We start from the raw sequence: 22769 nt of genomic DNA on the forward strand, positions 1-22769 counted from the left end.
CATGGCACAGACGCCCTGCCGGGCGTAGCGGGCTGCAAGTGGTACCTGGAGGCAATGGCCCGGGTGCGAGAGCTTGGCCGGAGAGACTTGCACCGCTTAGTTGTACCCTGCGAAAGGTATCTTCGTGCCTGAACTTCTCCTCTGGTTTGAGATCGGCTCCTTCGTTGTCCTCGGCACCATCCTCGCCGTCGATCTGCTTCTCGTCCTCAAGCGGCCGCATGAGCCCTCCATGAAGGAAGCAGGCCTCTGGGTCACCTTCTACATCGGGCTGGCGCTCGTTTTTGCCGCAGCGATGTTTGCCTTCACCGGTCCCGAGTACGGCGGGCAGTTCATTGCCGGCTGGGTCACGGAGTACAGCCTCAGCATCGACAACCTGTTCGTCTTTATCATCATCATGGCCCGCTTTTCGGTACCCCGTAAGTACCAGCAGGAAGTCCTGATGGTGGGCATCATCATCGCGCTGGTCCTGCGCGGCATCTTCATCCTGCTCGGCGCACTAGTGATCGAACAGTTCAGCTGGATCTTCTACCTCTTCGGCGCCTTCCTGCTTTGGACCGCGTGGAAGCAGCTCCAGGACGACGGCGGTGACGAGGAAGACCGGGAAAACCCGCTCATCGCCCGGATCCGCACTGTCCTGCCGATGTCCCAGACGTTCGACGGCGGCAAACTCCGCACCATGGTGGACGGCAAAAGGGTCTTCACCCCCATGCTGGTCGTCTTTGTGACCATCGGCCTGACGGATCTGCTGTTCGCGGTGGACTCCATCCCCGCCATATTTGGCCTGACGCAAAGCCCGTTCATCGTCTTCACCGCCAACATCTTCGCCCTGATGGGCCTGCGTCAGCTGTACTTCCTGCTCGGCGGCCTGATGACCCGCCTCGTCTACCTGAAGCACGCCCTTTCCGTGATTCTCGCGTTCATTGGTGTGAAGCTGGTCCTGCACGCGATGCATGTGAACGAACTCCCGTTTGTCAACGGCGGCCGGCACATCGAATGGGCTCCCGAGATCCCGACTTTCCTCTCGCTCGCGGTAATCATCGGCACCATCATCGTGGCCGTCATTGCCAGCCTGGTCAGCTCCGGCACCACAACATCGAAGGTGGACCCCCGGCTCGAGGAAGACTCCCGCAAGAGCCTGATCGACGCCGAGTAGCTTCCACGGTTCGGCTAAGCTCGGACCGTGAAAACCATCGACTCCAGCCCGGCGCACGGTTCGGTCCTGGACCCGCAGCGGGTCCAGCGCCGAACCGTCTGGGTCCTGAGCACGGCTCAGCTGCTCAGCGGCGTGGGCAGCGGCGCCAGCCTGTCCGTCGGGTCCCTCCTGGCCGTCCAGCTCTCGGGCTCGAACGCGTGGGCCGGAGCTGTCACCACCACCATGACCCTCGGCGCGGCGGCGGCCGCGCTGCCGCTGGCAGGCCTGGCCGGCCGGCGCGGCCGGCGCGGCTCGCTGGTTACGGGCCTGCTCGCTGCCATGGCCGGAGCCCTGCTGGTCATCGTTTCCACTGTGACGGGAAGCTTTCCCGTGCTGCTGCTGGCAGCGGCCCTGCTTGGACTGGGCACGGCAGCCAACCTGCAGGCCCGCTTCGCCGCCGTCGACCTCGCCGCTCCGGAACGCCGCGGCCGAGCCCTGGCGATCGTCGTGTGGGCTGTCACAATCGGCGCCGTGGCCGGACCCAACCTGATCCGTCCCGGCGCCCTGGTAGGCAGTGCGCTCGGCTTGCCGGAACTGGCGGGCCCCTTTGTATTTTCGACGGCGGGACTGGCCCTGGCCGCGCTGCTGCTGCTCATTGGCCTGCGGCCGGACCCGCTGCTGCTGGCTGCCAGGCTGCGGTCCGAAAGTCAGCCGACGCCCACCGCCGCCGCCCGGCGTCGGAACAGCCTCCGGCACGGCCTGGATGCCATCCGGGCCTCGCCGCGGGCACGCTTTGCGCTGCTGGCGATTATTTCCGCGCACGGCTGCATGGCCGCCGTGATGTCGATGACGCCGCTGCACCTGCAACTGCTGACCGAGGGACCGCTCACCGGCATGCCGGCCGGCCATGCGCACGCCGCCAGCACCGATGTCCTGGTCCTGATCGGCTTCACCATTTCGCTGCACATCGCCGGAATGTACGCACTCTCACCGGTCATGGGCTGGCTGACGGACAAAACGGGCCGGCTGCCGGTCATTTTGCTGGGGCACGGCCTGATCCTGCTCTCGGTCCTCGTGGCCGGCTTCGGCCAGGCCGAACCGGCGCTGGTCGCCGTGGGCCTGATCCTGCTCGGATTGGGCTGGTCCGCTGCCACGATCGCGGGTTCAACCCTGCTGGCCGAAAGCGTCCACGCCGGTGACCGCGTCCTCGTCCAGGGTGTCTCGGACACGATGATGGGGGTCGCCGGCGCTGTCGGGGCCGGCTTCTCCGGGCTGCTGATGAGTGGAGTTGGCTACCGGGGCCTCAACCTGGCGGCGGCCGCCGTCGCCGCGGTGGTGTTCACCGTCGGCTCCCTCGCCGCCATGCGTGCGCGCCGCCTGACGGCGCCCTAACCCTGCGGTGCAGCAAAAACCGCCGGGTTAGGGCCTGACGGAGCGGGTCAGGCCCAGGAGTCGGCCGAAGATACCCTCGCCGTCGTCCGCAATACCGTCGTGGTGGAAGTCCGCGGACTCCCAAACCTGCAGTCCGCGGACAGCAGCCGCGGTCTCCAGCGAAAGCCCACGGTCAACATAGATATCGTCCGTGTAGACGGCGGCCGCCACTGGCACGCTGTTCAGAGCGAGCCGTTCGGCATCATAGAGCCGTGGCCAGTCGTCCTTTTCGGCGAGCAGCCGGGCAATGTTCCGCAGCGGCCGTAGTGCGGGATCCTGCTCGAAGTACCAGGGGTAGACCATTTCACCGGTCAGCAACGGCTCGGGGGCCTCCGGGGAGAACTCCGGGAAGTCCTGCAGGACACGCCAGGCGGCCCAGTCGGTGGACTCACCCTGGCCATAAATTGATTCGTGCATCAGCGCGTACAGCGGGTTGGCGGACCGGGACACCAGCCCGCGGACCTGCTCCAGGAAGGCATCCGAAAGCCGCTCGCCGGCGGGTGTGCCGACGAAAGCGTCCTCCAGCAGGTGATGCAGGGCGTCCACCCTGGTGTTTCCGCCCAAAAATGACCCGACCATCTGGAAACGTTCCACGGTCAGGCGTTTGCCGTCGGGCAGCAACTCCGCCGTCTCACGAAGGTGCCGGGCAATCCGGCTGACCGCTGCCCGGTCCTCCGGATACCTGCCGAAATACTCGGCGTTGCGGGCCGCCACCCGCCCGAAGGTTTTTTGGTACACCCGGTCCGCGGGTCCGGAGAGCGGGCCCAGGCCGCCCGTAATCAGGGCCTCCCGCAGGCCCTCCGGAGCGAAGGAAAGATAGCTGAGGGCGCAGAAGCCACCGTAGCTCTGACCGTAGATCGTCCACGGTCCCGACCCCAGGGCAAGCCGGATGGACTCGGCGTCGGCGACGATCGAGTCAGCGCGGAAATAGCTGAGGTAGTGCGCCTGATCGGCGTCGCTGCCGCGCAGTGGAAGTGTCTTACGGTCTATCGCGGAGGACAGCCCGGTGCCGCGCTGGTCAAGCATCAGGATCCGGAAGTCCCTGGCGGCGGCCTTGCTCCAGCCGCCCAGCGCGGGAAGCCGGTTTCCGCGCCCGCCCGGCCCGCCCTGCAGGTACAGCAGCCACGGGAGCTGGGCGGCGGCTTCCTCGCTGTGGTCCGCGGAGACGTACTCGCGGGCGAAGACGGTGATGGTCTCGCCGGCCGGGCCGCCAGCGCCGAAGTGGTCCAGCGGCACTTCGAAGTAGTGCTCCGCCGTGCGCATCCCGCGGTAGGCGTGCCGCGACTTGATGGTGTGCGGGACAGTCGGCCGTGCGGCCGCCAGCAGGTCCGCGGCACCGGAACCGGTCATGGGCAGGTCGGCCGCAGGCCGTCCAGCAGCAACAGGCCGGCCAGCAACCGACCGGTCAGCCACGGGCCCGGGCCTTGCTGGCGCCGGCAAAGGCCTCCAGCGCTTCACCGGTGAGCCGGAACGTGGACCATTCCTCCATCGGGTGTGCGCCGAGTTTTTTGTAGAAATTGATCGAGGGCTCGTTCCAGTCGAGGACGCTCCATTCGACGCGGGCGTAGCCGCGTGCGACGGCGGTCTCAGCCAGGTGCCGCAGGAGCGCCTTGCCGTGGCCTTCGCCGCGTGCCTCCGGGCGCACATACAGGTCCTCGAGATAGATGCCGTGGACACCCTCCCACGTGGAGTAATTCAGGAACCAGAGGGCGAACCCCCGCACCTCACCGGTCTCGTTCTCAGCCATGGCGGCGAACACCCGCGGGTTCTCGCCAAACAAGGCCTCGCCCAGCATCTCCGGGGTGTTCCGGACGGCGTCCGGCTCCTTCTCGTAGAGAGCCAGGTCATGGATCATCTGCAGGATTGCGGGGACATCGTTTGCCGTCGCGGGCCGGATTAGACTCATTATTCGAGTTTACTAGGGCCGCTTAGAGCCGGTTGACGTCCGTCACGCGCACGACGGCGGTGCCGGTCTCATCCGAGGCGGCAAGGTCAACCTCGGCTGAGATGCCCCAGTCATGATTGCCGGCTGGATCGTCGAAGATTTGCCGGACCTTCCACAGCGCGGGCTCTTCGGTGATCATTAGCAGGCCGGGACCGCGGGCATCCGGGCCGGTGCCGATATCGTTATGTTCGTCGAAGTAGTCGTCCAGCGCGTCCTCCCAGCGTTCGAAGTCCCAACCGGAGCCGGAATCGAGCCCGGCCAGGGCGGTAGCGTCCTCATCTGCGAAGAGCTCCACCCGGCGGAACATCTCGTTGCGGACCATTACCCGGAAGGCCCGCACGTTGGAGGTCAGCGACGGCGGCGGTGGCGGCGGAGCATCGTGAGGTGTTGGCGCCTTGCCGGAGGTGAGCTCCTCCCACTCGTCGAGCAGGCTGGAATCAACCTGCCGGACCAGCTCGCCGAGCCACGCGATGAAGTCCTCGAGGTCCTCGCGGAGGGCGTCCTGGGGGACCGTCTGGCGCAACGCCTTGAATCCGTCGGCCAGGTAGCGCAGCACAATCCCCTCCGAGCGGGCCAGCCCGTAGAACTGGACAAACTCGCCAAAGTTCATGGCCCGCTGGTACATGTCCCGGACGATCGATTTGGGCGCCAGTTCAAAGTCGCCGATCCACGGGGCGGCCCGGCGGTAAACATCGAACGCCTCCCCGAGCAGCTCCCCGAGCGGCTGCGGGTAACTGACCTCGTCGAGCATCGCCATGCGCTGGTCGTAGTCGATTCCGTCGGCCTTCATCGCCGCGACGGCCTCGCCGCGCGCTTTCTTCAGTTGCGCTGAGAGGATTTGACGGGGTTTCTCCAGCGTCGACTCAATGACTGACACCACGTCCAGGGCGTACGACGGCGACTCCGGATCCAGCAGCTCCAGTGCCGCGAGGGCGAACGGGGACAGCGGCTGGTTCAGCGCGAAGTTGGCCTGCAGGTGGACGGTCAGCCGGACGGTGCGGCCATCGGGTCCCTGCTCCTGAACCGGGATCCGTTCCACCACTCCTGCAGCCAGGAGCTCCCGGTAGATCCCAAGCGCCCTTTTCATCAGCTGCAGCTGGGAGGACCGGGTCTCGTGGTTCTCGGTGAGCAGCCGGCGGGCGGCCTGGAACGGGTCGCCCGGCCGCTCCATCAGGTTCATCAACATCGAATGGGTCACGGAGAAACTGGATGTCAGCGGATCCGGGACGGATTCCACCAGGCGCTTGTAAGTCGGTTCGCCCCAGGAGACAAAGCCTTCCGGCGGCTTCTTCTTAACCACCTGCCGGAGCTTCTTTTGATCGTCCCCGAACTTGGCCGTGGCTTTGGCCATGGCCTTGACGTTCTCCGTGACATGCTCGGGCGCCTGGACCACCACGGTCCCCGCCGTGTCGTAACCGGCCCGCCCGGCGCGGCCGGCGATCTGGTGGAATTCCCGGGAATTCAGCAGCCGGGTTCGGACGCCGTCGTACTTGCTCAGCGCGGTCAGCAGCACGGTGCGGATGGGGACGTTGATGCCAACGCCGAGCGTGTCGGTGCCGCAGATGACCTTAAGCAGCCCGGCCTGCGCGAGCTGCTCCACCAGCCGGCGGTACTTGGGCAGCATACCGGCGTGATGGACGCCGATCCCGTGCCGGACCAGCCGGTTGAGGGTCTTGCCGAAGCCGGCGGCAAAGCGGAAGCCGGCGATCAGCTCGGCGATTTTGTCCTTTTCCTCGCGGCTGCAGACGTTGACGCTCATCAGGTTCTGGGCCCGGTCGATCGCCTCCACCTGGCTGAAGTGCACCACATATACGGGCACCTGCTTAGTGGCAAGGAGTTCTTCGAGCGTCTCGTGTACAGGTGTCTGCTCGTAGTAATAGTGCAGCGGGATGGGCCGCTCCACCGAGCTGACGGTCGTCGTCGGGCGTCCGGTCAGCGCGGTGATTCCGGCTTCGAAGCGGCTAACGTCGCCAAGCGTGGCGGACATCAACAAGAACTGCGCCTGGGGGAGTTCCAGCAGCGGGACCTGCCAGGCCCAGCCGCGCTGCGGGTCGGAGTAAAAGTGGAACTCGTCCATGATCACGGCGCCGAGCTCGGCGTCGGCCCCTTCGCGGAGGGCGATGTTGGCCAGGATCTCCGCCGTGCAGCAAATAATGGGGGCGTCCTGGTTAACGCCGGAGTCGCCGGTGATCATACCGACATTCTCGGCGCCGAAAATATCGCACAGTGCGAAGAACTTCTCCGAGACCAAGGCCTTGATCGGGGCCGTGTAGTAGCTGCGCTGGCCGCGGGCCATGGCCTGGAAGTGAACCGCGATCGCGACGAGGGACTTTCCGGATCCGGTGGGGGTTGCCAGGATCACGTTGGCGCCGGAGGCAAGCTCCATCACGGCTTCGTCCTGAGCGGTGTACAGGGCCAGCCCGCGGGTTTCGGTCCACTCGACAAAGCGGGTGTAAAGCTCGTCCGGGTCAAGGCCGGTCCGGCCTGGGACCCGGGCGGCCGGGGCGGGGAGCTGATCAACAAGTTTCATTGCCTCCCAGCTTAGTGTCCGGCGCCGCGGAGCCGGGCCGGACACCTCTTGGGCTGCTGCCCGGGCCGGGGTTAGGCTTCGCACGGCGCATCGTTGCCGGTGTCTGGAGGAACGCAGTGAAATGGGATCCCGCCAAGTACGCGAAGTTCGGGGAGTACCGTGACCGGCCGTACTTTGACCTGACTGCCCGGATCCATGCGGATGCTCCCCCGGAACGTCGTTGACCTCGGCTGCGGCTCCGGGGCCCTGACCGCCGCCCTCGCCCGGCGCTGGCCTATGGCGCAGGTGACCGGCCTGGACTCCTCTGCGGAGATGCTGGCCCGGTCCGATTCCGCTGCGGAGCCGCTGCCGAATCTCTCTTTCAGCCACGCGGACATTGCCAGCTGGATGCCTTCCGATGACACCGACGTGGTGGTGACCAACGCCGCGCTGCAATGGGTTCCGGACCACCGGGACCTGCTGGCCCGCTGGCTCGCCGCGCTCAAGCCCGGCGCCTGGTTCGCGCTGCAGGTGCCCGGGAATTTCCGCTCGCCTTCGCACACGCTGATGCGCGGCCTGGCGGAATCGGTGACATGGTCGGGCCGGCTCGCCGGTGTGCTGCGCCACGCGGACGCAGTGGGCCGCCCGGAAGAATACCTGAACATCATGCTCGACGCCGGCTGTGCGGCGGACGTGTGGGAGACCACTTACCTGCAGCTCCTTCCCGGCCCGGACCCGGTGCTCGAATGGGTGCGCGGGACCGGGCTGCGGCCCGTCCTGGCCGCACTGTCCGCCGCCGATGCCCGTGCTTTCGAAGCCGACTACTCCGCACTGCTGGCCCGGGCCTATCCTGCCGGCCCGCACGGCACAGTGTTCGGGTTTCGCCGGATTTTCGCTGTGGCCCGCACCCCGGGATGACCGGCCCTGGCGGGCGGCCCATCGGGCAGCCGGGCACCGGGTTACACTCGAGCACAGTGTGAGCGTGGTTACAATGGCGGGGCGGCCAGGGGGCAGCTGCCTTGAAATATCCCGATCGGCGCCCCGAGCTAGCGATGGAGGTTCGGTGCTTATTGGCCTGACACGACGCATTCTGGGAGCCCATAAAGGTTCCGTCTTGGCAATTGTGGCCCTGCAGCTCGTGCAGACGACTGCCAGCCTCCTCCTTCCTACCCTGAACGCCGCCATTATCGACAACGGAATCGTCCGCGGAAATGTCCCGGAGATCCTGCGGTTAGGGTCCTGGATGGCGGCGATTGCCGGCGTCCAGGTGGTAGCTGCAATCGGCGCCGGCTACCTGGGCGCTGTCACGGCTATGGAACTTGGCCGGAAACTGCGGGAAGAGCTGTTTGTAAAAGTACAATCCCTGTCCTCGCAGGAAATCGGCGAGTTCGGGGCCGCCAGCCTTGTGACCCGGGCCACAAACGACGTCGCACAGGTGCAAAACCTCATGGTTCTTGTGTTCACGATGCTGATCGCGGCACCGGCCATTTTCATCGGCGGCATGGTGCTCGCCGTCCACCAGGACATTGCGCTCTCCGGCATCGTCGTCGCGGTGATTCCGGTGCTTGCGGTCATTATGGTCCTGATCGTGCGCCGCCTCGTTCCGCTCTACCGGCAGGGCCAGGAGCTCATCGACCGGATCGGCCGGGTGCTGCGCGAGCAGATCATCGGCGCCAGCGTTATCCGCGGATTCGTCAGGCAGGCGCATGAGATCCGGCGCTTCGAAGGGGCAAACAAGGAGTTGACCCGGAACAACCTGAGCTCCGCGTTGCTGGTCGCCGGGATGATGCCGCTGATAATGCTCGTGGTGAATCTCTCCTCAGTTGGTGTGGTTTGGTTCGGCGGGCACCGCATCCAGTCCGGAGAAATGCGGCTGGGAGCCGTGACGGCCTTCATCGCCTACATCCTGCAGATCCTGATCGCGATCATGATGGCGATGTACGTTGTGATGACTGCTCCCCGCGCGGCTGCCTGCGCCGAACGAATCCAGGCTGTCCTCGACACGGTGCCAGCGATCACGGACGGCCCGGCGGGAGCCGCGCCGGTGGGCAACACCGTGGAGTTCCGAAACGTCTCCTTCGCATACCCGGGGGCTGAGGTCCCCGTCCTTGACGGTGTCAGCTTCACAGCCCTTCCCGGAACCGTCACGGCGGTCATCGGCGCCACCGGCAGCGGTAAGAGCACCCTGCTGAACCTGCTGCCAAGGTTCCTGGATGCCACCGCCGGGACGATCAGCATCGGCGGATCCGAAGTCCGCGGGCTGTCCCTGGCGACGCTGCGCAGCCTGATAGCCTTCGTTCCCCAGCACTCCTACCTGTTCTCCGGGACGCTTGCCGAGAACCTGAGAATGGCCGCGCCGGCAGCCACGGACGAGGAACTCTGGCAGGTACTGGGGAATGCGCAGGCCGGTGCTTTTGTCCGGCGGCTGCCGCAGGGGCTGCAGGCACCGGTGACGGAGGGCGGAACGAATTTTTCCGGCGGCCAGCGGCAGCGGCTTTGCATCGCCCGGGCTCTGCTCCGGCGTTCGGCGGTGTACGTGTTTGATGACAGTTTCTCGGCGTTGGACTACGGTACGGACACCCGGCTCCGACAGGCGATGGCGCCGCTGCTGCATTCGGCCACTGTCCTGATCGTGGCCGAACGTGTTGCCACGATCGAGGACGCAGGGCTGATCCTTGTCCTCGAGGACGGCCGGCTCGTGGCACAGGGAACACATCAGCAGCTGATGGAGTCCTCGCCGAGCTACCAGGAGATCGCAGCCTCCCAGCTGTTGCTTGAGGAGACCCCGTGAAGCCGGAGCCGCCCCCCGACGCCGGGACCGGCACTCCCGCCGCCGGCGGGACCACAGAGCAACCCGTGCTGGACACACAACCGGACGGCCGGCGCGCTGCCCTCCCGTCAGCGCCTCCCGGAACGACCCCGGGCGCCGGCCGGCTTCGCTGGCGCACGGCAGGGCGGCTACTCGGGCTGCTCCGCCCGTCGAGGTTGCTGATGGCAGGCGTCCTCGCTGCCACCTGCGCATTTGTGGTGCTCAACGTGCTGGCGCCCAAAGTCCTCGGCGACGCCACCGACGTCGTTGTTGCTGGCGTCACCGGCGGAACCTTCGACCAGGATCAGCTGGCTGCCCTGCTGGCGGAGGTCTCGCTGATGTATCTGGGGGCCTCGGCCTTCAGTTGGATCCAGGGCACCCTGACGGCCGTTGCCGCGCAGCGACTCAGCAGCGGGCTGCGTGCCTCGGTGGAGGTCAAACTGCACGTCCTGCCGTCGGGCCACTTCGACGAGCAGCACCGTGGCGACGTTCTGAGCCGAGCCACCAACGACGTCGACAACATTGCCCAGGCGCTCAACCAGCTGCCCAACCAGCTCATTATGTCGCTGTTGATGCTCTCCGGGGCGCTGGGCATGATGCTGTGGATCTCCCCGGTGCTGGCAGTGATCGCGCTGGTGTCCGTCCCGGTGTCGACCCTCATCACCGTCCTGGTGGCCCGGAAGTCACAGGGCCATTTCACTGAGCAATGGAGCAGCACCGGGGAGCTGCACGCACAACTCGAGGAGCTATTCACCGGACATGAGGTGATCAAGGCCTTTGGCCGGCAGGAGGCAGCTGCGTCCAGTTTCAGGGACGCCAACGACCGATTGTGCCGCGCGGGCGCACGCGCCCAGTACGTGTCCGGCGTCGTTCAGCCGCTGATGGTCCTGGTCTCCAACCTCAACTACATCGCCGTCGCCGTCGTCGGGGCGCTTCAGGTGCTGTCCGGGGCCATGACGATTGGCGGCCTTCAGGCCTTCATCCAATTCAGCAGGCTCTTCAGCCAACCGATGGGGCAGATTGGCGGCATGCTGACCCTGCTGCAGTCCTGCCTGGTCTCGGCCGGGCGGGTCTTTGACCTCCTGGATGCACCGGAGATCCCGCCGGACCCGGACCCGGGCCGGCACGGGGCCGGAATTGCGCCGCCCCATGCCGCGGGCCGGGTCACGTTTGAGCGTGTGACGTTCGGTTACCGGCCCGGTTCACCGGTGGTCCAGGATCTGAGTTTTACCGTGGAACCCGGCCAGACCGTGGCAATTGTTGGCCATACCGGAGCCGGCAAGACCACTGTGGTGAACCTGCTTATGCGCTTCAACGAACTCGATTCGGGCCGGATTACTGTCGACGGCACGGATATCGCGGAACTGACACGCGACGAACTGCGGGCCAGGTTCGGGACCGTGTTGCAGGACTCCTGGCTCTTCACCGGCAGCATCCGGGAGAACATCGAATACGGCCGCCCCGGCGCGGGCGATGCCGCAGTGATTGCCGCTGCTCAGGCCAGCCATGTTGACCAGTTCGTCCGGGCGCTGCCTGAGGGGTACGACACGATGCTCGGCAACGACGGAGACTCGCTCAGCCGCGGACAGCGCCAGCTGATTTCGATTGCCCGTGCGCAACTCGCCAGGCGCAGCATCCTGGTCCTGGACGAGGCGACCAGCTCGGTGGATAGCCGCACCGAAGTCCAGATCCGCCGGGCGATGCGCGGCCTCAGGCAGGGACGCACCAGCTTCGTGATTGCCCACCGCTTGTCCACCGTGCGCGACGCTGATCTAATTCTGGTCATGGATCAAGGACGGATCGTTGAACAAGGAACCCACCGCCAACTCATCTCCAGGGGTGGGATGTACCTGAAACTGTATAAGGCACAGTTCGCCCGCCGCGAACAGGCCACCTCCGGCCGGGAGCCCGGACAGTGACCCCCACGGACGCATCGACGGTCCCCTTTCCCGGTGCCTGGCGGCCCAACCCCGGCAGCACGGTCCCGTTGTTTGATCAGCTCCGGCTCAACATTATTGAACGGGCCGACAACGGCGCGCTGGCGCCCGGGACCAAGCTCCCTGCCGTCCGCAGCCTTGCCGGCGAGCTGGGGGTCGCACCCCATACCGTGGCCCGCGCCTACAAGGAACTCGAGGCCGCCGGCGTTGTGGTCACCCGGGGCCGAAACGGCACTGTGATGTGCGCACGGGACGAAGCCTGGAGCTCGCTCTCCGCTGTGGCTGCCGGGTTCGCCGATGCCGCGAAAGCCCAGGGCGCCAGCTTCGCCGAGGCCGTGCAGCTGCTCGCCGCCGCGTACGACCGCTCCTAGGACCGGCGCTAAGTTGCCGCGCGGGATTTCGCGGCACGGGGCGCCCCGGAAATGGATCTTCGAAGAAGTTTTCGATTAGCATTGGTAGCGTGCCTAAAGCCGTAGCTGACGATCCAGCCGTAGATTCCCAGTCCGCAGTCCTCCCGACGGAGTCCGCAAAACCGGGCCGCGCAGACGATGCGCGCCCCGCGGTGAAGCGTCCGGACATGTCGCGGCTGGTGGTCAAAGGCGCGCGCGAGCATAATCTGCGCAACGTGGACCTGGACCTGCCCCGCGACTCCATGATCGTTTTTACCGGCCTCTCCGGCTCGGGCAAGTCGTCCCTGGCGTTCGACACTATTTTTGCCGAAGGCCAACGCCGCTACGTCGAATCCCTCTCCGCCTACGCCAGGCAGTTCCTCGGCCAGGTGGACAAGCCCGACGTCGACTTCATCGAGGGCCTCTCGCCCGCGGTGTCCATCGACCAGAAGTCCACCAGCAAAAACCCGCGCTCCACGGTGGGTACCATCACCGAAATCTACGACTACATGCGGCTCCTGTGGGCCCGCGTTGGCCGCCCACACTGCCCCATCTGCGGGGAGCCCGTCGCGAAGCAAACCCCGCAGCAGATCGTGGACCAGCTCCTGGAGCTGCCGGAAGGCACCCGCTTCCAGGTCCTGGCACCGGTTGTCCGGGGCCGCAAGGGCGAATTCGTCGAATTGTTCAAGGAGCTCACCGCCAAGGGATACTCGCGTGCCCGGGTCGATGACACGCTGATCCAACTCAGCGACCCGCCCAAGCTGGGCAAACAGTTCAAACACACCATCGAGGTGGTGGTGGATCGCCTTGTGGTCAAGGACGGCATCAGCCAGCGCCTCACGGACTCGGTGGAAACTGCCTTGGGCCTTGCCGAGGGCAGGATCCTCGCCGAGTTCGTCGACCTCGAAGCTGACGACCCGGAGCGGGTCCGGGCGTTCTCCGAACACCTCGCCTGCCCAAATGAGCACCCCCTGGCGATCGATGAGATCGAACCCCGCTCCTTTTCCTTTAACAATCCTTTCGGTGCGTGCTCGGCCTGCAGCGGCATCGGCACGAAGCTCGAGGTCGATGAGGAACTGATCATCCCGAACGGGGAGTTGTCCCTGGCGGAGGGTGCCATCGCTCCGTGGTCGCTCGGCACGGCAACCACGGAGTACTGGAACCGGCTGCTCGGCGGACTCGCCAAGGAACTGGGTTTCTCCATGAAAACCCCGTGGGACAAGCTCTCCGAGGACACCCGCCAGACCGTGCTGCACGGCAAGGACCACAAAGTGGTGGTGCAGTACCGCAACCGTTTCGGCCGGGAACGCAAATACAGCACAGGCTTCGAAGGCGTCATCCAGTACGTCCACCGCAAGCACCTCGAAACGGACTCGGACAAGGCCCGGGACCGTTACGAGGAGTACATGCGGCAGATTCCGTGCCCGGTCTGCAACGGTGCACGCCTGAACCCGGCCTCGCTCTCGGTGCTGATCAACGGCAAGTCCATTGCCGCGGTCGCCGCGTTGCCAATGCGCGACTGCGCCTATTTCCTGGACAACCTGGTGCTGACCGGACGGGAGGCCCAGATTGCCAACCAGGTCCTTAAGGAGATCCAGGCCCGGCTCACCTTCCTGCTCGACGTCGGCCTGGAGTATTTGAACCTGGAGCGGGCGTCCGGCACTCTCTCCGGCGGCGAAGCCCAGCGGATCCGGCTGGCCACCCAGATCGGTTCCGGCCTGGTGGGTGTCCTTTACGTCCTGGACGAGCCTTCCATCGGCCTGCACCAGCGGGATAACCGGCGCCTGATCGAGACACTCACCCGGCTGCGGGACCTCGGCAACACCCTGATTGTGGTCGAACACGACGAGGACACCATCCAGGAGGCCGACTGGGTGGTCGATATCGGACCCGGCGCCGGCGAGCACGGCGGCATGGTGGTGCACTCCGGTTCCTATCAGGGGCTGCTCGAGAACACCGAGTCACTCACCGGTGACTACCTCTCCGGCCGGAAGCGGATCGAAGTCCCGAAAAAGCGGCGAAAGTACGACAAAAAGCGTGAGCTTAAGGTCGTCGGCGCCAAGGAGCACAACCTCCTGAACGTTGACGCTACGTTCCCGCTGGGTCTGTTCACCGCGGTGACCGGCGTCAGCGGCTCCGGCAAGTCCACCCTGGTAAACGAGATCCTGTACAAGGTCCTGGCCAACAAGCTCAACGGCGCCAAACAGGTGGCCGGACGGCATAAGTCCATCCAGGGCCTCGAGCATCTCGACAAGGTGGTCCACGTCGATCAGAGCCCCATCGGCCGCACACCGCGGTCCAACCCAGCCACCTACACTGGCGTTTTCGACAATATCCGCAAGCTTTTCGCGGACACCACTGAGGCCAAGGTGCGCGGCTACCTGCCGGGCCGGTTCTCCTTCAACGTCAAGGGCGGCCGCTGCGAGGCTTGCTCCGGTGACGGCACGCTGAAGATCGAAATGAACTTCCTGCCGGACGTCTACGTACCCTGCGAGGTGTGCCACGGCGCCCGGTACAACCGCGAAACCCTGGAAGTCCACTACAAGGGCAAAACGATCGCCGACGTACTGAACATGCCCATCGAGGAAGGCGCCGAATTCTTCGCGGCGTTCTCGCCGATTGCCCGCCACCTGAGCACCCTCGTCGACGTCGGGCTCGGCTATGTCCGGCTGGGGCAGCCCGCGACGACACTCTCCGGCGGCGAGGCCCAGCGGGTGAAGCTGGCAGCCGAACTGCAGAAGCGCTCCAACGGCCGCAGCATCTACGTCCTTGACGAACCCACCACAGGGCTGCACTTCGAGGACATCCGGAAACTGCTGCTGGTCCTGCAGGGCCTCGTGGACAAGGGCAACACCGTCATCACCATCGAGCACAACCTCGATGTAATTAAAAGCGCTGACTGGATCGTCGACCTGGGCCCGGACGGAGGGTCCGGCGGTGGCCGAATTGTAGCTTCCGGAACACCGGAACAGGTGGCAAAGTCCACCCAAAGCCATACCGCGGCCTTCCTGGCCGACATTCTGGCCTGAAGCCGGCCGGGGCCGGTGCTTCCACCGAAGCGCCGGCCTTGCCGCGTCGGATACATTCCTTTCGGGGCATACGGGTTTCTGGCATCGGGAGACTCGTGAGAAACTAAGCCGGTGACCCAAACAACAGTGCCCGTGATTTTCGACCTGGACGGCACTCTTGTCGATCCGGTGCACGGAATATCGGACGGAATCGCGGCGGCCCTTACAGAGCTCGGACTCCGCATTCCGGGTAAAGCCCGAATGGATGCCATGATTGGCCCCAAACTCAGCCATTCGCTCACCGAAATCGCCGGGGTGCCTGCCGGTCAACTGGACGACGCCATCCGCATCTACCGTGCGCACTATCTGGCCACCGGCATCGCCCAAAGCCGGCTCTATCCCGGTATTCGCGCGCTGCTGGAAACCTTTGCCGGCGCAGGCCGGCCCATCGCCGTCGCCACCCAGAAACCCGAGGGCCTGGCCCGGACAGTGCTGGAGCACCACGGGATTGCCGGCCTGTTCCTCACCATCCGAGGCTCGGCCGCGGATGAGGCAGCGGCAGCCGGGACCCAGTCGGGGAAGAAATCGATCGTTGCCGCGGCGCTCTCGGATTTCTCCGGCCGTGGCCTGGACACCCGCGGTGCCGTGATGGTGGGGGACCGTGCCCAGGACGTTGCCGGCGCCGCTGCCAACGGCCTTGACTGTATCGGCGTAGGCTGGGGATTCGCTCCGGCTGGGGAACTGAACACTGCCGGCGCCGTGGAGGTTGTGCACAGCAGCGCCGAACTCTACGGGAGCATTACCCGGCGGGACACCGCCGTGAATCCGGAGCCGCTGGACCCGGTTGCCGTGAACCCGAACCTGACGAACGACGCTGTAAACGAGGTGTGCACCGATGGCAATGTTTGATGCAATCCGCTGGACCACCCGGGGTCTGGTGACCTCGACCTGCCGGCCGACGGTCATCGGACTTGAGAACGTGCCCAAGCACGGTCCCTTCATCGTGGCCCCCAACCACCTCTCGTTCCTGGACAGCGTGATCGTCCAGGCGCTGATGCCCCGCCCGGTCGCCTTCTTTGCCAAAGCCGAGTACTTCACCACCGGCGGAGTCAAAGGCAAGGTCATGAAGTCCTTCTTCGAAGCCGTTGGCTCGATCCCGGTGGAACGGGGCGAGCAGGCAGCCAGCGTCCAGGCGCTCAAAACGCTGCTGGAAATCCTGGACTCCGGCAAGGGCATCGGTATTTACCCGGAGGGCACCCGCTCCCGCGACGGAATTCTTTACCGCGGCCGCACCGGCGTGGGGTGGCTTGCCTTGACCACCGGCGCCCCGGTGCTCCCGGTGGGGCTGATCGGCACCGAGCACCTGCAGCCGGCGGACAGCAAGTCGGTCAAGCCGCAGCACTTCACCATGAGGGTCGGCGAACCGATGTATTTCGACAAAACCGGACCGGACCACTCCCTGCCGGCCCGCCGGCAGGCCACCGACCGCATTATGGACGCGATCGCCGAACTCAGCGGCCAGGAACGTTCCACCAGCTACAACCAGAGCAAGGCAGTGGACTAGCGCAGCCGTCAAGGGCACTGCTGCAGGCTCAGTAGACTGGAATCGTGGCAGATCCAGCGGGTTACCGACCCCAGACAGGTGAGATTCCGACCAATCCGGGCGTTTACCGCTTCCGCGACCCGCACGGCCGGGTCATCTACGTCGGCAAGGCCAAGAACCTCCGCTCGCGGCTGAACTCCTACTTCGCCAACCCGGCCGGCCTGCTGCCTAAGACATATGCGATGGTGCATACCGCGAGCAGTGTCGAGTGGACAGTCGTCGGCAGCGAACTTGAATCCCTCCAGCTGGAGTACACCTGGATCAAGGAATTCAAACCCCGGTTCAATGTCATGTTCCGGGATGACAAGAGCTACCCGTATCTCGCCGTATCGATGGCGGAGAAATACCCCCGGGTGCAGGTCCTGCGTGGCGAGCGCCGCAAGGGGACCCGCTACTTCGGCCCCTACACCGCGGGCGCCATCCGGGACACCATGGACACCCTGCTGCGAGTTTTCCCGGTCCGCAGCTGCAGCCCCGGCGTCCTGAAACGGGCCGAAGCCAGCGGCAGGCCGTGCCTGCTTGGCTACATCGACAAGTGCGCGGCACCCTGTGTCGGGCGCATCTCGGCCGAAGACCACCGCGCGCTGGCCGAGGACTTCTGCTCCTTTATGGGCGGCGAAGCCAAACCCTTCGTGACGCGGCTCGAGAAAGACATGGCTGCGGCGGTCGCGGAACTGGACTACGAGCGGGCTGCCCGGATCCGGGACGACATCGTTGCGCTGAAAAAGGTCTTTGAACGCAACGCAGTGGTCCTGGCCGAGGATACCGACGCCGACGTTTTTGCCCTGCACGAGGATGAGCTCGAAGCGGCCGTGCAGGTCTTCCACGTCCGGGGCGGCCGGATCCGCGGTCAGCGCGGCTGGGTGGTGGAAAAGGTCGAGGACACCACCACCCCGGACCTGGTGGAGCATTTGCTCCAGCAGGTCTACGGCGAGGAAGCAGGACTGCAGGGCAGGCTGCCGCGGGAGGTCCTCGTCGCGACGGAGCCCAGCAACGCCGCCGAACTGGCACAGTGGCTCAGCGGGCTGCGCGGGGCCCGGGTGGACGTCCGTGTCCCGCAGCGCGGCGACAAGGCCGCGCTGCTGTCCACCGTCCGGGAGAACGCCGAGCATGCCCTCAAACTGCACAAATCACGGCGCGCGGGGGACCTGACCATGCGTTCCCAGGCCCTGCAGGAACTGCAGGAGGCGTTGGATCTGCCGATCGCGCTGCTGCGGATCGAATGCTACGACATCTCGCACGTCCAGGGCACCAACGTTGTTGGTTCCATGGTGGTGGTGGAAGACGGCCTGCCGAAGAAGTCCGAGTACCGGAAGTTCTCCGTCACCGGCGCCGCCGCAACTGACGACACTGCCGCCATGCATGACGTTCTCACCCGGCGCTTCCGGAACTATCTGCAGGAGAAAGCGGTCCAGGCAGACGCGGCCCGGCAACCCGGACACCAGGCGCTGCTGAACGCTGTGGCAGACGCCGCCGTCGCCCCGGCGGCCGGGACCACGGTGGCGGATACCACCACTCCGGCGCCGCGAACCAAATTTGCCTACCCGCCCAACCTGGTCGTCGTCGACGGCGGCAAGCCCCAGGTCAACGCGGCCGCCCGGGCCCTGGCCGAGCTGGGCATCGACGACGTGTACGTTGTCGGCCTAGCCAAAAGGCTCGAGGAAGTCTGGTTGCCGGACAGTGACTTCCCGGTGATCCTGCCGCGGGCCTCCGCCGGGCTGTATCTGCTGCAACGCATCAGGGACGAAGCGCACCGTTTCGCGATTTCCTTCCACCGGCAAAAGCGCGGCAAGGCGATGACCGTCTCCGCGCTCGACGGTGTGCCCGGCCTCGGTGACTCCAAACGCAAGGCGTTGCTCGCCCGGTTCGGCTCGGTGAAGAGCATCAAGGCGGCCAACATCGAGGAACTGACCGGGGCCAAGGGGATCGGTCCGTCCCTGGCTGAGGCGATCGTGCGGCACTTCTCCGCCGACGTCGAGAACGCCACAGTGCCCGCGGTCAACATGACCACCGGTGAAATCCTGGACACTTAGCTAGCGCCGGCAAACTTAGCTAGGGTTAGGACTTGGGATGAGGCGGGCCGCGACGGAACACTGCGCGGCCGCCACCCTTGAAGAGGCAGCGCACAACAGCACAGCAGAACGGGGCTTCACTGATGGCAGAGTCGACGGCAGGATCCGGTACAGAGCCGGACGGCATGACACCGGTAAAGCCCGTTGAGGCGGAACTTCTTGTCGTGACGGGCATGTCCGGAGCCGGCCGGAGCACTGCTGCGGACGCCCTGGAGGACCACGGCTGGTACGTCGTGGAGAACCTCCCCCCGCAGATGCTCGGCACCCTCGCGGAAATTGTCTCCCACGCCCCGGGTTCTATTTCCAAGCTTGCTGTTGTGATGGATGTCCGGAGCAAGGAGCTGTTCGCCGACATCCGTTCGGCCCTGCGGAACCTGGAAGCCAGCGGCGTCGGGTTCCGGGTCCTGTTCCTCGATGCCAACGACGACGTCCTGGTCCGCCGCTTCGAGCAGGGCCGGCGTCCGCACCCGCTCCAGGCCGGCGGCAGGATCCTTGACGGCATCGCCGCGGAACGCGAACTGCTCCACGAACTGCGAACCTCTGCCGACATTGTGCTGGACACCTCCGCGCTGAACGTGCACGGGCTCGCGACGGCGATCACCGAACTCTTCAGCGAAACGGGACCCGTGGCCCTGCGCCTGAACGTGATGAGCTTCGGTTTTAAGTACGGGCTTCCGGTCGACGCCAACTTCGTCGCAGATGCCCGTTTTATTCCCAACCCGCATTGGGTGCCGGCCCTCCGCCCGCACACCGGGCTGGACGAGGACGTCAGCGACTATGTGCTCAAGGCGCAAGGCGTCAGCGATTTTGTGGAACGCTACGTGCTGGCTCTTGAGCCGGTCCTGGACGGCTACCGCCGGGAGAACAAGCACTACGCGACCATTGCCGTCGGCTGCACCGGCGGCAAGCACCGCTCCGTCGCCGTCGCCGTCGAACTGTCCCGCCGGCTCGCGCAGTACCCGCGCGTCACCGTGACCACCACCCACCGGGACTTGGGCCGCGAATAATGGCGCTGCTCACCGGGCCGTTGCCCCTCGTTCCGCCGGCCAGTGCCGCGTTCGGCAGCCAGCAGGATAAGGGCCCTTCCGTCGTCGCGCTCGGCGGCGGCCATGGCCTCGCCGCGTCGCTCTCAGCGCTGCGCCTGCTGACCTCTGAGCTGACCGCCATCGTGACGGTAGCTGATGACGGTGGCTCCTCCGGACGGCTGCGCGAGGAGTATGGCGTGCTGCCCCCCGGGGACCTGCGGATGGCACTCTCGGCACTCTGTGACGACACCGACTGGGGCCGCACCTGGCGGGATGTGATGCAGCACCGATTCGCACCCGGCAAGGGCCGTGGCGGCTCGCTCGACGAGCACGCCATGGGCAACCTGCTGATTGTGACCCTCTGGGAACTCCTGGGCGACACCGTGGCGGGCCTCAAATGGGCCGGTGCGCTGCTGGGCGCGCGCGGCGAGGTCCTGCCGATGTCCAGCCTCCCGCTGACCATCGAGGGCCAGGTCCGTGTCACCGCCCCGGACGGCACCTCGGCGCTGCACACGGTGTCCGGGCAGGCCAAATGCGCCGTCGCGGGCTCACTGGAAAGCGTCCGGCTGTTGCCGGAGAACGCCCCGGCCTGCATCGAGGCACTCACCGCGATCGAATTGGCCGACTGGGTCATCCTCGGCCCGGGCTCCTGGTACACCTCCGTGCTGCCGCACCTGCTGCTGCCGGAAATGCGTGAAGCGCTGTGCAACACGGCAGCCCGCCGGTGCCTGACCATGAACCTCGCCACGGACACCAAGGAAACCCTCGGGATGTCCGCCGCCGACCACCTGCGGGTGCTCCGGCAGTACGCGCCGGACTTTACGATCGACGTCGTCCTGGCCGATCCGGCGTCCGTGGCTGACCTCGCCGACTTCGAACAGGCCGCCGGGATGCTCGGCGCCGAGGTGGTGTTGGGTAAAGTGGGGGCGTCGCGCCGCCAGCCCATCCACGACCCCCTGCGGCTGGCAACGGCTTACCACGACATTTTCGGGAACAGGTAGGAAAGGTGCCATGGCACTGACAGCATCAGTCAAGGAAGAACTGTCCCGGCTGGACATCAAGAAATCCTCGGTCCGCAAGGCTGAAGTGTCCGCCATGCTCCGCTTCGCCGGCGGGCTGCACATCATCTCGGGCCGGATTGTGATCGAAGCCGAGGTGGATCTCGCGTCGACTGCGCGCCGGCTCCGGGCAGCCATCGCCGAAGTGTACGGACACCAGAGCGAGATCATCGTTGTGTCCGGCGGCGGGCTGCGGCGCGGCAGCCGCTACGTGGTGCGTGTGGTCCGCGACGGCGAAGCGTTGGCCCGGCAGACGGGTCTCCTGGACGCCCGCGGCCGCCCGGTCCGCGGCCTGCCCTCGGTCGTGGTGAATGGATCCGCGGCCGACGCCGAGGCCGTCTGGCGCGGCGCCTTCCTTGCCCACGGATCCCTCACCGAACCCGGCCGCTCTTCTGCCATGGAGGTCACCTGCCCCGGCCCGGAGTCCGCACTGGCCCTCGTCGGCGCCGCCCGTCGGCTCGGCATCCAGGCCAAGGCCCGCGAAGTCAGGGGAGTGGACCGAGTGGTTATCCGCGACGGCGACACGATCGCCGCGCTGCTGACCCGGATGGGCGCCCACGACGCGCTGATGGTCTGGGAAGAGCGCCGGATGCGCAAGGAAGTCCGTGCCACCGCGAACCGGCTGGCCAACTTCGACGACGCCAACCTGCGCCGTTCCGCGCAGGCCGCCGTCGCTGCCGGCGCCCGCGTGGACCGGGCCCTGGAAATCCTCGGCGACGACGTACCGGAGCACTTGAAGTACGCCGGTGAGCTGCGGGTCGCGCACAAGCAGGCCAGCCTGGACGAACTGGGCCGGCTCGCGGACCCGGTGATGACCAAGGACGCAATCGCGGGACGGATCCGCCGGCTGCTCGCCATGGCGGATAAACGGGCGCAGGACCTCGGCATCCCCGGTACGGAAGCGAATGTGACACCGGAAATGCTTGACGAGTAGCCTCTCCTCAGAAACAACTGCAGAATTCAGATGGGGCAGCGGGAATACCTCAGCCGGACCGGAGGCTATGCCCACTGGATCCCGATCCAGAAACTTCCGGGTGCAAACACATCCGGATGCACAATCCGAGACTTACCAAACGGACAACCAGTCCACGACATTGGAGGATTTTGTGACCGAGTACGTACTGCCCGACCTCAGCTATGACTACGCAGCGCTGGAGCCCCACATCTCCGCGCGGATCATGGAGCTGCACCACAGCAAGCACCACGCCGCCTACGTGGCCGGCGCCAACAACGCCCTGGCCCAGCTGGCCGAAGCACGCGAAAAGGGCGACTTCGCCAACATCAACCGCCTCTCCAAGGACCTTGCGTTCCACACCGGCGGACACATCAACCACTCCGTGTTCTGGAACAACCTCTCCCCTGATGGCGGGGACAAGCCCGAAGGCGAGCTGGCGGCCGCCATCGATGACGCCTTCGGCTCCTTTGACGCGTTCCGGGCGCACTTCACCGCCGCGGCCATGGGCCTGCAGGGCTCCGGCTGGGCGTTCCTGGCCTACGAGCCGATCGGCGGAAACCTCGTGATCGAGCAGCTCTACGATCAGCAGGGCAACGTCGCCGTCGGTACCACGCCGCTGCTGATGCTGGACATGTGGGAGCACGCCTTCTACCTGGACTACGTCAACGTCAAAGCAGACTACGTCAAGGCCTTCTGGAACATCGTGAACTGGGCCGACGTCGCCAAGCGCTTTGACGCCGCCCGCCAGAACGCCACCGGCCTGATCACGCTGTAGCAGGTCATGCGGCTGTAACAAAGCTCACAATTGGGCCCGTTCGGCCCAAATTGTGGACGGTCCGCCCCCGCACTTGCGGGGGCGGGCCAAGCTAAACGTAAGATGGATCACGGAAGGCGGT

General features: G+C 66.0%; 16 protein-coding genes and 1 pseudogene. 14 read left to right on the forward strand and 3 right to left on the reverse strand.

Annotated features, from left to right (window positions below; genetic code table 11):
• Positions 1-124 precede the first annotated feature (124 nt).
• Positions 125-1153 (forward strand): TerC family protein, encoded by a 1029-nt coding sequence (locus tag ABIB49_RS10200; protein WP_354157039.1) that lies wholly within the window; start codon positions 125-127, stop codon positions 1151-1153.
• Positions 1154-1189: 36 nt separating this feature from the next.
• A complete protein-coding gene (locus ABIB49_RS10205) occupies positions 1190-2524 on the forward strand; it encodes an MFS transporter (protein WP_226773382.1) in 1335 nt (444 codons plus the stop codon).
• Positions 2525-2551: 27 nt separating this feature from the next.
• On the opposite strand, the gene ABIB49_RS10210 is transcribed toward ABIB49_RS10205, so the two are convergent.
• Genes ABIB49_RS10210 through ABIB49_RS10220 form a run of 3 tightly spaced genes read right to left on the reverse strand, consistent with a single transcriptional unit; the run spans position 2552 to position 7038 of the window.
• Positions 2552-3913, reverse strand: a complete 1362-nt coding sequence (locus ABIB49_RS10210) for an alpha/beta fold hydrolase (protein WP_354157040.1) — start codon at positions 3911-3913, stop codon at positions 2552-2554.
• Between the two features lie 55 nt (positions 3914-3968).
• Complete coding sequence (locus ABIB49_RS10215; RefSeq protein WP_226774870.1) at positions 3969-4469, reverse strand: GNAT family N-acetyltransferase; 501 nt, start codon at positions 4467-4469, stop codon at positions 3969-3971.
• Positions 4470-4491: 22 nt separating this feature from the next.
• Positions 4492-7038 carry a DEAD/DEAH box helicase gene (locus ABIB49_RS10220; protein WP_226774871.1) on the reverse strand — a complete coding sequence of 849 codons (2547 nt, stop codon included), beginning with the start codon at positions 7036-7038 and terminating at the stop codon, positions 4492-4494.
• 116 nt (positions 7039-7154) lie between these two features.
• Here ABIB49_RS10220 and ABIB49_RS10225 point away from each other — a divergent pair.
• The 12 genes and pseudogenes from ABIB49_RS10225 to ABIB49_RS10280 all read left to right on the forward strand — a co-directional run bounded on the left by ABIB49_RS10225 (position 7155) and on the right by ABIB49_RS10280 (position 22648).
• Positions 7155-7935 (forward strand): annotated as a pseudogene (locus ABIB49_RS10225) (trans-aconitate 2-methyltransferase).
• A 145-nt stretch (positions 7936-8080) separates the two neighbouring features.
• A complete protein-coding gene (locus ABIB49_RS10230; RefSeq protein WP_226774873.1) occupies positions 8081-9808 on the forward strand; it encodes an ABC transporter ATP-binding protein in 1728 nt (575 codons plus the stop codon).
• 200 nt (positions 9809-10008) lie between these two features.
• On the forward strand, positions 10009-11745 hold the full coding sequence (locus ABIB49_RS10235; RefSeq protein WP_354157063.1) for an ABC transporter ATP-binding protein: 1737 nt from the start codon (positions 10009-10011) through the stop codon (positions 11743-11745).
• Positions 11742-12134: a GntR family transcriptional regulator gene (locus tag ABIB49_RS10240; protein ID WP_226774874.1), complete on the forward strand. Its 393-nt coding sequence runs from the start codon at positions 11742-11744 to the stop codon at positions 12132-12134. The genes ABIB49_RS10235 and ABIB49_RS10240 overlap by 4 nt, the downstream gene beginning before the upstream one ends.
• A 206-nt stretch (positions 12135-12340) precedes the next feature.
• The gene (uvrA, locus tag ABIB49_RS10245; protein ID WP_226774920.1) at positions 12341-15181 is read left to right on the forward strand and encodes an excinuclease ABC subunit UvrA; all 2841 of its coding nucleotides are present in this window, start codon (positions 12341-12343) and stop codon (positions 15179-15181) included.
• A gap of 111 nt (positions 15182-15292) precedes the next feature.
• Positions 15293-16069, forward strand: coding sequence for an HAD hydrolase-like protein (locus ABIB49_RS10250; protein ID WP_226774875.1), 777 nt, complete (start codon positions 15293-15295; stop codon positions 16067-16069).
• Positions 16056-16724 carry a lysophospholipid acyltransferase family protein gene (locus ABIB49_RS10255; protein ID WP_226774876.1) on the forward strand — a complete coding sequence of 223 codons (669 nt, stop codon included), beginning with the start codon at positions 16056-16058 and terminating at the stop codon, positions 16722-16724. Before ABIB49_RS10250 ends, ABIB49_RS10255 begins: the two co-directional genes overlap by 14 nt.
• Positions 16725-16768: 44 nt before the next feature.
• The gene (uvrC, locus tag ABIB49_RS10260) at positions 16769-18796 is read left to right on the forward strand and encodes an excinuclease ABC subunit UvrC (RefSeq protein WP_226774877.1); all 2028 of its coding nucleotides are present in this window, start codon (positions 16769-16771) and stop codon (positions 18794-18796) included.
• Between the two features lie 122 nt (positions 18797-18918).
• Positions 18919-19842 carry an RNase adapter RapZ gene (rapZ, locus tag ABIB49_RS10265; RefSeq protein ID WP_226774878.1) on the forward strand — a complete coding sequence of 308 codons (924 nt, stop codon included), beginning with the start codon at positions 18919-18921 and terminating at the stop codon, positions 19840-19842.
• Entirely contained in the window at positions 19842-20861 is a 1020-nt protein-coding gene (locus tag ABIB49_RS10270) for a gluconeogenesis factor YvcK family protein (RefSeq protein WP_226774879.1), read from the forward strand. Before rapZ ends, ABIB49_RS10270 begins: the two co-directional genes overlap by 1 nt.
• Before the next feature lie 10 nt (positions 20862-20871).
• Entirely contained in the window at positions 20872-21852 is a 981-nt protein-coding gene (whiA, locus tag ABIB49_RS10275) for a DNA-binding protein WhiA (RefSeq protein ID WP_226774880.1), read from the forward strand.
• 172 nt (positions 21853-22024) lie between these two features.
• Positions 22025-22648, forward strand: coding sequence for a superoxide dismutase (locus tag ABIB49_RS10280; protein WP_226774881.1), 624 nt, complete (start codon positions 22025-22027; stop codon positions 22646-22648).
• Positions 22649-22769: the final 121 nt, after the last annotated feature.

The organism is Arthrobacter sp. UYCu512, from assembly GCF_040547075.1.
Taxonomy (GTDB): domain Bacteria; phylum Actinomycetota; class Actinomycetes; order Actinomycetales; family Micrococcaceae; genus Arthrobacter.